Annotated in this window: 10 protein-coding genes; 4 read left to right on the top strand and 6 right to left on the bottom strand. The window is 56.0% G+C overall.

The features are described 5' to 3' along the window. The 6 genes from K675_RS33285 to K675_RS0130185 all read right to left on the bottom strand — a co-directional run. On the bottom strand, window positions 1-714 hold a 714-nt coding region (locus K675_RS33285; protein ID WP_198291713.1), incomplete at its 3' end, for a hypothetical protein. A gap of 262 nt (window positions 715-976) precedes the next feature. Beyond that, a complete protein-coding gene (locus tag K675_RS0130205) occupies window positions 977-4984 on the bottom strand; it encodes a hypothetical protein (protein ID WP_017907173.1) in 4008 nt (1335 codons plus the stop codon). A gap of 202 nt (window positions 4985-5186) precedes the next feature. Beyond that, window positions 5187-5714, bottom strand: a complete 528-nt coding sequence (locus K675_RS0130200; RefSeq protein WP_017907172.1) for a hypothetical protein — start codon at window positions 5712-5714, stop codon at window positions 5187-5189. A 621-nt stretch (window positions 5715-6335) separates the two neighbouring features. Further along, on the bottom strand, window positions 6336-6584 hold the full coding sequence (locus K675_RS0130195; RefSeq protein WP_017907171.1) for a hypothetical protein: 249 nt from the start codon (window positions 6582-6584) through the stop codon (window positions 6336-6338). Window positions 6585-6650: 66 nt separating this feature from the next. Further along, on the bottom strand, window positions 6651-7937 hold the full coding sequence (gene umuC, locus K675_RS0130190) for a translesion error-prone DNA polymerase V subunit UmuC (protein WP_017907170.1): 1287 nt from the start codon (window positions 7935-7937) through the stop codon (window positions 6651-6653). Then, window positions 7927-8355, bottom strand: a complete 429-nt coding sequence (locus K675_RS0130185) for a LexA family protein (RefSeq protein ID WP_026145665.1) — start codon at window positions 8353-8355, stop codon at window positions 7927-7929. The genes umuC and K675_RS0130185 overlap by 11 nt, the downstream gene beginning before the upstream one ends. Before the next feature lie 102 nt (window positions 8356-8457). On the opposite strand from K675_RS0130185, the gene K675_RS0130180 reads away from it, so the two are divergent. The 4 genes from K675_RS0130180 to K675_RS31745 all read left to right on the top strand — a co-directional run. Continuing rightward, entirely contained in the window at window positions 8458-9150 is a 693-nt protein-coding gene (locus K675_RS0130180) for an SOS response-associated peptidase family protein (protein WP_017907168.1), read from the top strand. 589 nt (window positions 9151-9739) lie between these two features. Next, window positions 9740-10078 carry a hypothetical protein gene (locus tag K675_RS0130175; protein WP_017907167.1) on the top strand — a complete coding sequence of 113 codons (339 nt, stop codon included), beginning with the start codon at window positions 9740-9742 and terminating at the stop codon, window positions 10076-10078. A 309-nt stretch (window positions 10079-10387) separates the two neighbouring features. Beyond that, window positions 10388-10735 (top strand): hypothetical protein, encoded by a 348-nt coding sequence (locus K675_RS0130170; protein ID WP_232434501.1) that lies wholly within the window; start codon window positions 10388-10390, stop codon window positions 10733-10735. Beyond that, window positions 10728-11229 (top strand): hypothetical protein (locus K675_RS31745; protein WP_037007433.1); only part of this gene is annotated, 502 nt, incomplete at its 3' end. The genes K675_RS0130170 and K675_RS31745, both read left to right, overlap by 8 nt.

Genomic DNA, 11229 nt, shown 5'->3' with positions numbered 1-11229 from the left:
AAGTATAAACGCCAGATCATCCGGCTTCTGGATTTTATAGCTCTGATCTTCACTACCGACCAACCACGCAGTAGACTGGTATGCTGGGTGCACAACTTGACAAAGCTCAGCATACAAGTTTTTGAGAGGCAGATCCACACTATCCAACTGAGCGATATAATAGCTAGCTGTTTTTGCCTCGTGGCTCTTTGGCGCATTTTCCTGCTTATTTAACTTACGCGCATAGCTGAAATGAATCAGCCTATCCTCCAACTCTTCGCTAAATAAAATTTTGGATATTGGACGACGCAGGAGCGCGTCCTCAATATAGCTCGAAGCCTGTGCTAGAGTGAGAGGCACCCCACCTAAAGCATCGTATGTATCGGTCGCGCACTCAAGGAGACCTCTAAGCCCAGAACAAAAAGCAATGTAGTTCGGGCTGATGATCGAACTATTATAGCAAAGCTCGTACCATCTATCATGCCTAATGAGGTTTGATGTCGCCGCCCAATGTGAGCGATACAAGATCTCAATCCAATACACATAGTTAGAGTCAGAGCCACTCAGCAGCTTAAAATCATCTAAATTTAAAAACTTATATTTTTTATTATAAGAGCATTCAAGCAGATCTTGAATTATTGGCGGATACACCTCTCCTGCCTGACCAAAAATATCTTTCACTAAATTATTCACAGCAATTCCTTTTCCGTGGATATAGTCGAGCGTTAATTTCATGGCTGATCTTGAGTTACAAAATCAAAAATACTATGTTCCAGGGCATTTTGCCACCACCTTAGTCCGATACTCTTCTACACAAACTCTCAGGACACCTCGTGATGCATATCCACCGCCATGCGGAGCAATATTTGACGTAGTAACATGCTCCAGCATCATGTGCTCCGTACCGTCTAAATGGCAGTGGTCCCACGAGATGAGGGCGGCAGCACCTGGGGTAAACCGTTGAGCGGTCTATCACGCAGCTGTATTTGAGGTAGCGCTAGTTTTTTTCAATGCGGTCCTTGAGCCACTCACCTACCCGCCTACGAATTCTCACATCGCCGAGGTCATCGAGCACGTTAATCGGTAGCAGTGGACCGTCTCCATCAAGCAGCTTGCGAGCAGGATGACCCACATCCAGCAGGTCAAGAAGTCTCAAGGCCACTGCACGATCACGACTCTCAAGCTCATAAGCACCCAGCAACAGCAACGCTCGGTGTGCCTGAGACTTGCCGACTTGCTCAAAAACAGTCACTACGTCATCAACAGAAAAATGCTTGCTCACCAAGGCCGTGAGTGAAGCGGCCAATGTCGCAGACCCACTCATCAACCGCTCCGGAGTGACCTTGTTCAAAATGTCTGTTTCAACAATAGGCGCCAAAGCCAAAGCCTCTACAGCACTCGCACGAGCCCAGGATTCAAGGTTTTCATCTTCGACCACGGCCCAGATCTGCTGACGGATATCAGCACCACACATGCTGGCAGCCACGGTGAGCGCTATACGCCGTAGGCCTAGATCTTCGGTTGGTCTGGCGAGTTCTATGAGCTGCCTGCCATGCTCATCAGACAGCTGACCGTAAGCCATCAGTGCAATAACTGCCTCACGTGCAATCCCATACGAGGCTGGTTCGTCATAGGGTGATGGCGCATCGGACCAGTGATCTTTCGACAGTTCCAGTAAGACCGACAAGTGCTCCACATGCGGCCGGCTACTCAATACGTTAACGAGCGCAAGCCGCACTCGGCTTCCAGGATCGCTCTTGAGGTTGAGCAACTGTGGCGGCAAAGGATCCGGCAACCTAGGGGCCAGGTATTCGAATGCAGCCTCCCGCGCATCAGCACGTCGATGATTCAAGGCGCACCAAACAAGCGGCTCGCTGTTTATCGCGATCGCCGCTTTCGTTGCGGCCAATGCACTCGCCGCCTCCGTACTTTCAGCCAACCAACGCTCAATGGTGCCAGTCGGTACATCGCCACACGCAATGATGATCGGTACGATGTGCGCCAGCACGGTCACAGAACACGTCGACGCCGCCAACTCCAGCAAGGAGAGCGCCGGACTGCTGAGACTTTGTGGGACATCCGTCACATATAGGGCATTCAGTATCTCAGTGGCCTCAGGAGAAAGAACGCGCAGATCAAGAAGACGGCCCTTCTGCTTCTTCGCCACCACACTTAGATCCACCAAAAGATGAATGAAGTCTGCAGGCGACCTGATGAGCGCCTTGAGGCATTCAACTAGGACCGTGGGGGCCACAGTGTAGGCACAGAGCATCAGCGAATCACGGAGGTGCTGATCCTCTGGGAGGGAAAGCAGCCGATCCAACAAGGGCTTTTCCAGCGAAGGATGCCAGTGCTTGTAAGCAGCCCTCCACGCCGAATCCTCACTCTTACTACCCAAGGCAATGCTCAAAATGCTGAGTAGCTCTTCCTCACTGCTTTGAAGCCTAGAATCCTGAATGTTGCGCGCCCATTCGTTGACCAGGCTTTTGGCATGAGGATGATTGGCCAAGTTTTGCCAGCATCCCGAGGAGCGCTTGGTTGAGACGTAAGTCGCCACAAGAATGAGTGAAGCCTCACCTTCGTCATCCGGATGAGAGGCATGCCACTCTTCATAGGCAATGTCGTGCTCACCGTCTTCAATGGCTCTCCATTCCTCAGCATTTCTCTGGTTTGACAGGTGCAACGAATCAAGCTCTGCCAAGGCCTCAACAAGCACAGCCTCATATCCAGAAAGATCTCCTATAGCTCCAGCGGCAATCACGCGGGCATTTGAATGGAAAGGCGTACCGACTATTTTATGCGCAACCTCGATAAAGGCCGGTGCCAGTCCAGGGGCGATCCGATCAAGCTGAGGCACGAAGTGCCGACTGTATTCTCCAAAATCCTGTGCCAGTTGCTCCCGAATGAAGCGATTCACGATCACCGAGGAACGAGAATCGGCACTCACCCGGTCGTACCATTGGTCGCTGAATGTTGGTGGTGTCCAGCCATCAATGAAGAAGCTCTTGCCTCTCCTTCGCCCTTTGGTAATCCACCGGGCAATCTCTGAAGGAATGGACTCGGCAGATCCGGTGTCAGCAGCAAGCTCCAGCAGTGGCACGAATTCAGAACGGGGATCGAGGAGCGACTCACTGAGCCAGCGATCAATTTCGCTGCGACTGGTCTCATCCACTTTAAATGCTTCATAACGGTCCGAGAGGGCGGCGCTGAAACTAAGCGCTTTGCTCAAGACACGTGCGGCGGTCTCCAGCCCCCAATCACGTTGGTCGCCGGTCAATGAGACCAGAGCGGATAAAAGCACATTGAATACCTTCTCAATGCTGTACCAGTTCTTTTCAAGAAACGACGCAAACCCTGACCGGACACTTGGGTGTGAAAACGTGACCTTACGGTTGGGCTGCCGTAAATGTCGAGCAGCAACCATCCGTTCAACGGCGCCCTCAAGTGGCTCCCCCAGCGAGGCATTGATGTGACGCAATCGTCGCGCCACAGCGCTCAACTGCTCTCGGTCGAAATGACCTCGCGCCACCAGCAATCCCCAGATCACTGCCGACAAACCCACTTGGTCAATGGCTTTCAGGTACTTAACGACCACACCCTCAACCGCGTCGCGGTGCGCTAGGCCTAGCAGGCGGTGCATGAACAAATAATCCGACTCGTTTGGTTCAGGACCTTCAGATAGGTTCGTGAAAAACAGGTCCAGCTCCAGCGGCGTCTGAAGGGTTTCGAGCACCTCACGCTTGAACGCCAGAGCCTTGGGCTGCAGAGAGGTGGCGATCGCCGCCATGCGCTTTTCGTAAATATTGGCCAACTGCCCCTCGCTGTAGTGGTCAGCATTGAGCTCGACTGACCATCGCTTAAGGCCTTCATCCGCATCTGCGTCCCCCATGACATCAGCGCGCGAGGTGATCACGTACTGATTGGAGGGATGTGCGCCACGCAGCAACTTGGGCAGTTGCTCAGTCCAACTTTCGGAGCCAGGCCTGAGGCTGTACTGCCCCCAGGGGTCCTCCAGGTAAAACAGCGTGGGACTTGCCCCCATTAGACGTCTGGTGACGGCTGGACCATCAGCAGGATTGACCGTAACGACATCAAGGCCCGGCTCTGCTAAACGGGCTCGCTCACACAGCGCAAGCGCGGCCAGGGTTTTGCCCGCTCCGGAAGGTCCAGTAATGACAATGGCACCTCGCTCACGAAGGCGAGACAGCATTGCTTCAAAATTCGAGGGTTCGACAAAGGCCTCCAGCTCCGCCGAACTCGCCAGAAAGCCTCCATGCTCACGCACGATTGCCAGTAGTTCATCACGAGTCCAGACTCCCGGACCTGACCCGCGCATGCGACGAAGAGACTCTGCTCTGAGCTTCTCACGGCACGCTGTCAGGCGAGTGTGAGGAACGCGCAGCAACGCGGACAGGATCTCCTTGATCGTCAACTCTAAGAGTTGATCAGTCAGCCCTCCCCAAATGGCGACACGCCCCTCAGGCTTCTTCGTCAGGGTCTGTAGAAGTAAGCGTGGAAACGCCGCGGGATCTGGCTTCTCCTCAAACCCCGAAACCAGCAGATCACGTACGACGCCTTTTGCGTCCGCATTGGTCACCAAAAGGAAATGGGTATCGGGATCATCAAGGTGATGCTTTGCTGGCCGTCGTCTTTTGCCATAGTTCAGCAAGTTTTCGAAATCTGCGAGTGACCATGGCTCTCCCGAACAAAACTTCACCTGCATGACCAACTTGTACCCAGTGGCCAACGATGCCTTGGGTACCACCGGACTGGGTTCAAAAGGCTCCAGATCTGCCTCGAGATCCTCCTCATTGGCAGGCTCCAAGGTCAGGCTCGTGGCAGACTTGGTGATCAGCAGCAGACGCAGGGCAGCCAGCACCGATACATTGAGCTGATAGTCATATCCTGCCAGGGCAGCGACAGCCCCCACCGAGGAGCTTGCGTTGCTAGTCGCTGCTGCTCTGCCGGAGGCCGTGGCCTTCGCAGTTTTTTTACCCGTGCTCATGTAGTGTCCTTGCAGTGGTTTACAGCTACGCTGCGAAGTGTCTGCGTTGCCTGTATGGAAGAGGGTTGAGAGGCCGGTTCGGCTGGTGCATTTCTTTTTGGATGCCTCATGCCACAACAAGCTGCGACGTCACCGGAGCGAGAAAAACCTGTGGCGCCCACAAATGACCGCTGCCTATGCAACTGGGGACGATCTGATCGTTTTACTTGCGAGCGTCCAACCTTCTCAGGAACTCCCGGATGTTGTTCTGGACGGCTCGGTTAACAGACTCTTTGGCCCGGACATTACCTGAGAAGGCATAGCCCGGAGGCACAACGCCCTGGTTGGTTACCGTTTCCTCAAACACGGTTTCACCCGTTTTCCGATTCACCAAGAGGTACTTTGCAGAGGCGTCGGTGGTCATGGTTGCGCCACCCAAAGGCGGGTCCAGTTCCTGAATTTTGACGAAGAGGTTTACCTTCCTGGGGGACTCGTCATCAAACAGTGAGCTCTTGTTGACGGCCTCTACGACAGCCCGCTCCCATAGGCCAGGAATGGCCTCGCCGTCAGAGGGCACGCTTCCGGTCTGTTCATTCGGCGCAGCGTAAGAAACCGACACCGCGCGCAGGTCAGCATCAAGCTTGCGAGTTGAAGGAGAAACGTCCTGAACGGAGAAATTCAACGGAGGAGCAGATGCACAGCCGGCCAGCAACGAGATCAGCAGTGCTCCGACAGCAATCCTTGAGCGCATCTTTACCTTCCTTGAGATGGAGTATGGCTATCTAGTATCACAGGTATGGCGCGCCAACGAAACAAAGCGGCGCCTTCTAGAACTCCAGCAGCAATATGTCGTGCGTGCCATACTTGCCCCCAGCCAAGCTGCCTATACGGCAGTGAACCGGATGATCGCCTGATAGTCCGCGCTGATCTTTTTCTGAGCTGCGTATGCGGCAGTGCACGTCTTCGCCCGCCAGCTTGGCGTAGCCGTCCGTTTCTAGGTGTTCAGTCCCGGAGAGTCATGGAGCCCTCGAACGGGGAGCATTGACCTGAGCAGCCCTTCCCTACGCAAGTCGACACCACCAGGATTGAGCGTAGGCACACCCATCAATGAACTCGATACCGCCCAATACGAACCCATTGGTCTCCATCCCGGAGAGAGCGCGTCGACGAGGGGCGGCAGCAAGTCAGGGTCCATTGGCATGCTTGCGCGTAGGCTGGCGACATTCGAACGGCGTCCCATCTGCTTGTCCTCATCGCAACGCACGTTCACATCACCTTTAAGCGGCGGCTGCCTGCGACGCTCTTTCGGATCCAGGGCCACGCCCTTGCAGCGCAGCGGGGTCACAAACATGTACATGGGCTTCCCTTCTACTCACGTACCGGGTTGATCGAGCAGTTCTTCAATGGCATACGCCAGGGCTCCATCGGCTTGCTCCAGAAGATCGCATAGACCATCACGGTCAACGATACGTGCCTGATGCAGCTCATGGGCGCCCTTGATCAAGGCCTTATGGTGCGTACCAGAACGTGCAAGCAACGCGGCATGATCCGCTAGCAATTCATGCCAGGTCGGGAGCGAGACGAACGTGTTGGAGACCTCAACCGCTTGTTCAGGAATCATCAGCGAGCCCTATCTTGAGAATTTTTTACTGCGTTGCTAACGGGGTGCCCCCTGCGATTCCGCCGGTCAGTGACACGACACCCTCCAAAGCTGATCCAACCGCGTCGTGAAGCTGCGACTCATCATTTCCCGGCGCATACCCCACTCTGGGTTCGTCGGGACGCTGGCGGCGCGCAGGGTCCCCCTGCCCCAGCGCTGGTTGATCTGGTCCAGGACTGTCATGACTTTCGTGGCTTCGACCGGCTGTGATTCGGCGAACAGGTCGTCGGTGTATTCGCCGCGCTGGCAGAGGTTAAGCAGCAGGACTTCGGCCTTGCTGTACCGGAAGCCGGGCCGGAAGAGCTGGTTGAGGGCGTCGACGGCCATCTTCGTCAGCAGGCGCACATCGTCCGTGGGGTACGGCAGATCGATCACCACCCCGTTGGCGTACTTGGCCTCCTCCGGGTTGAACATCCCCGTCCGAATGCTGACCCGGATCTTCTTGCACAGGGACTGCTGGGCCCTGAGCTTTTCCGAGGCGCGCATCATATAGGTGGCCACCGCCTCCTTGATCGGCGGCAAGGTCTGCAGGCGCTGGCCGAACATCCGGCTGCAGCAGATCTCCTGCTTCGCGGCATCCGGTTCATCCAGTTCCAGGCAAGGCGTACCAGCAAGCTCTCGGGCGGTCTTCTCGACCACCACGCTGAAGTTCTTGCGCAGCATCCAGGGGTCGGCCTGGGAAAGCTGCCAGGCGGTTCTGATGTCCATACCGGCCAGGTGCGCGGTCATCTTGCGGCCAATGCCCCATACCTCGGACACATCGCAGGCCTTGAGCAGCTTCTCCCGGCGTTGAGGTGCCCGCACATCCAGCACGCCCCCCAACTGCGCCTGCCACTTCTTCGCGCCGTGGTTGGCGAGCTTGGCCAAGGTCTTGGTCCCGGCGATCCCCACCCCGACCGGAATACCCGTACTGCGAAGCACCTGGGCACGTATACGACGTCCCAGCGGTTCCAGAGGCTCGGTCATGCCGGTGAGTTCAGCGAAGGCCTCATCGATGCTGTACACCTCCAGGGCCGGCACCATGGATTCGATCACGGTCATGACCCGCTGGCTCATGTCGCCATACAGCGCGTAATTGGAGGAAAACGGCACGATGCCGTGCTGGCGCAGCTTGCCCCGGATCTGGAAGTACGGCTCGCCCATCTTGATGTGTGGCTTGGCGTCTGCGGAACGGGCGATCACGCAGCCGTCGTTGTTGCTCAGCACCACAATGGGGGTATGGGATAGGTCTGGCCTGAACACACGCTCGCAACTGGCGTAGAAGCTGTTGCAGTCGATCAGCGCGAAGGCTGGCGCTGGGGACTTAGTGGCCATGGCTGCGCACACTGAAGGTCACTACCCCCCAGATCGACAGCTCATCGCCTTCCATGACGTAGCGGGATGGGTACCGCGGGTTCTCCGACATCAGGATCACCTCGGGGCCTTGTTTGCGCAGTCGTTTGCAGACCGGCTCGTTGTTCAGCAGTGCGACGACGATGTGCCCGTGCAGCGGCTCCAGGGAGCGATCCACCACGGCCAAGTCACCGTCAAAGATGCCCGCACCCTGCATGCTGTCGCCCTGAATCGAGACCAGGTACACATGGGGCGCCCGTATGTTCAAAAGCTCGTCCAATGAGATCTGCCGCTCGATGTGATCAGCGGCCGGTGACGGGAATCCCGCCGGCACCTTGAAGGAGCAGAGAGGCAGCGCCACGCCGCCCTCTGCCAGAGGACCTAAAATGGTAAAGCTCATGACGCACGACTTCCGATATACCTGTACGAATATACAGTTAACGTTGTAGGCGTCTTGCGGTCAATTCAAATGAAGGGATTACGACGGGCGGAGGTGGTCAGCATGTGCGGACGATTTGCGCAGTACCAGGGCATGGCCGACTACCTGCGCGAGCTGGAATCCGAGCAGGACGTCATCAGCGGCTACGACAATGAGCCGATCGCCCGCTACAACATCGCCCCCACTACCCGCGTGCTGATTCTGCACAGTGTGGAGGAAGGCCTACGAATTGATCCGGTGCACTGGGGTTGGGCCCCCTTCTGGGCCAAGGGCAAACGCCCTGACCCCATCAACGCGCGGGTCGAGACGGTCACCACCGGCAAGTTCTTCAAGCAGCTCTGGCCGAATGGGCGAGCGCTGGTGGTGGCAGACGGTTGGTACGAATGGGTGAAGTATCCCGACAACCCGAAGAAGAAACAGCCGTACTTCATTCGGCTCAAGAGCCAGGCGCCGATGTTCTTCGCAGCGCTGGCCCAGGTGCACGTCGGACTTGAGCCGCATGAGGGAGACGGCTTCGTGATCATCACCGCCGCCAGCGACCAAGGCATGGTGGACATTCACGACCGGCGCCCACTGGTGCTGGCACCCGAGCACGCACGAGAATGGATCGATCCCGACCTCTCCCCCGCGCGTGCCGAAGACATCGCCAAGAACCTGTGCCTGCCTGTCGACGACTTCGAGTGGCACCCCGTCGGCACTGCGGTCGGGAACGTTAAAAATCAGGGGAGTGAGTTGATACTGCCTTTGCAGAAGTGAACCTGTGCCTTCTTCGTTTTCCGCGCCTACGCCCTAGGCATAAATCGAAGGGAAACAGACTACGACCTGAGTCTGTCCCGTTCACAGCCTGATGACGTTGAACGAAATCTGAAGATGAGCCCGCCAAGTCCAGCTGTCACAGCCTGTACGGAGACGTTTCGTTGCGGACAATTCTCATGGACTACAAGGAAGAGGCACTTCTACAGATGCAAATTACAGCAGCTTCCGACAGCCACACATGCACGCCACCTACACACATCACCGGAAAGGTCAGACGATCATTTTCCAGGACTCATACAAAACCGTCGTGCCGGAAAAAGCCTGTTGCAGATGCTGCTTTGACAGCCCACCGACGAGGGAATCATCGTACGGGGGCGTACTGCTGGCCTTGTCAGCAACATGCCAAGGTAGCCGGGATCTGAGAGCTACGATGCGCCATTGCGCATGATCCATTCTCAGGTCGCCAAGCTTCCAGGAATGCGACCAATCGATTGCCATTGCGATCGGTGGAAGCACTGCTGAACGTGATGTTTCCCCCATACGGGCCTTGCCCGTATGGGCAGGCTCTCCCCTGAAATCTGGAGGTCTGATGAAAATGGAAACGGTGTTATACGGTGCGATGCGCGACAGCGGCGTTTCGGAGCGAAACACCACTGCTGTCATTAATGCGCTGGAGGAAGAAATGACCAATGTCCTTGCAACCAAAGCCGATCTCACAATGCTCGGCACCAAGCTGAAAGCTGACATGGACGTCATCCAAAATAAACTCGCTGCGGACGTTCAGATCATCCGATCCGAAATGAAGGCAGATGTCTCGACACTGAGCGTCAGGGTGGATTCGCTTGGCAGTAGGATTACCTTGAGCTTCCTCGGTATTGCGGTGCTTGTGGGCACCTTGGTGGTTGGGGTGTTGCAGTACCTCAAGTAAACGCATCCGTTGCCACTCTCCACGCAGATAATCCTCCCCTACGGGGAGAGGGTTATCTGCGTTTTGCTTTATAAGCCAAGAGCCGCTCGCGGACCTAAAGGAAGGTCAATCAGATTGGAACATCAATGGCCTGCTCCTGGGTGTGCCCAGCCCCCAGTACAGCCTCAGACGTCAAAGCGTGCCTGGACTTACCACCCCCTCCGAAGCAAACCTTCGGAGCGTCTTGCACCGCTCCTTTCACCACGCTCGATCAAGGAGGCCATCCTGCAGGTACAGGCGCGGCACGCTGTGCTGGAGAGCGGTGATTGGTTGACCGCTGCCGAGGTGGCACAACTGTCAGGTCTGAACACCCTTACTCCCACTGCGCATCCGAACAAATGGCAGAAACAGGGACGGATCTTCGCGATCAGCCACATCGGGGTGAACTACTTTCCAGGTTATGGACTTGCCCCTGAGGCAACCTTTCGACCGGTCAGGGCTCTGGCGAAAATCATCGAGATCTTTGCCGGCCACAGGGACAACTGGGGCATGGCCTACTGGTTTCGCTCCGACAACAGCAGGCTCGGTGGCAAGCGCCCTCAGGACCTATTGGTTTCGGCACCTGACCGGGTCATGGCCGCCGCCCTGGATGAAATCCAAGAGATCGCCCATGGCTAGAGGCGAGTCTTCGGAAGATGCGTCGACTCATAGCGACGAGAACGCCTTCATCACGCACGAGCCATACACCGAACGGTCTATCAACTTGTCGAGTTATCCGTCGGAAAGTCCCTGCACAACAAGCTTCAAGAGCCTTGCCAAAGGGAATCGGAAAGACCAGGTTCATTCACCTGTCGAGATCACTCAACCACTACAGCAGGAGAACAAGATGTCTGCGAAAAGAATCGTCCTGAGCAATACCCCAGACCGAATCATCAAAGATCGACATTTCTCAGATAACCAGCAAAACATCAGTGAAGTCATACACGACACACCTCATTCGGTTGAGAAAGGTGAAGCGCAAGAACTTTTCAAGATCGAGACTTTGCGCTGCGCTATTGCAACGGGACTGATGGACCTGACGCAGGGGAGCGTTACTGAAATTGACGGCGAAAAGATCGAGCAGCTTCTGGAGACTGTCAGAAATTTTGTGTTCGGGCATACCATGAGTAAGA

Source organism: Pseudomonas fuscovaginae SE-1, from assembly GCF_000364705.1.
Classification (GTDB): Bacteria; Pseudomonadota; Gammaproteobacteria; order Pseudomonadales; family Pseudomonadaceae; genus Aquipseudomonas; species Aquipseudomonas fuscovaginae_A.
The sequence above is the reverse complement of the archived record's forward strand: the minus strand, read 5'-3'. Positions and strand labels throughout refer to the sequence as shown.

What these genes read in the sequence shown, in the direction of transcription:
- K675_RS0130185 (WP_026145665.1), bottom strand. Translation starts at nt 8,355, where the DNA reads ATGAGCTTTACCATTTTAGGTCCTCTGGCAGAGGGCGGCGTGGCGCTG.
- umuC (WP_017907170.1), bottom strand. Translation starts at nt 7,937, where the DNA reads ATGGCCACTAAGTCCCCAGCGCCAGCCTTCGCGCTGATCGACTGCAAC.
- K675_RS0130200 (WP_017907172.1), bottom strand. Translation starts at nt 5,714, where the DNA reads ATGCGCTCAAGGATTGCTGTCGGAGCACTGCTGATCTCGTTGCTGGCC.
- K675_RS0130205 (WP_017907173.1), bottom strand. Translation starts at nt 4,984, where the DNA reads ATGAGCACGGGTAAAAAAACTGCGAAGGCCACGGCCTCCGGCAGAGCA.
- K675_RS0130195 (WP_017907171.1), bottom strand. Translation starts at nt 6,584, where the DNA reads ATGATTCCTGAACAAGCGGTTGAGGTCTCCAACACGTTCGTCTCGCTC.
- K675_RS0130180 (WP_017907168.1), top strand. Translation starts at nt 8,458, where the DNA reads ATGTGCGGACGATTTGCGCAGTACCAGGGCATGGCCGACTACCTGCGC.
- K675_RS0130175 (WP_017907167.1), top strand. Translation starts at nt 9,740, where the DNA reads ATGAAAATGGAAACGGTGTTATACGGTGCGATGCGCGACAGCGGCGTT.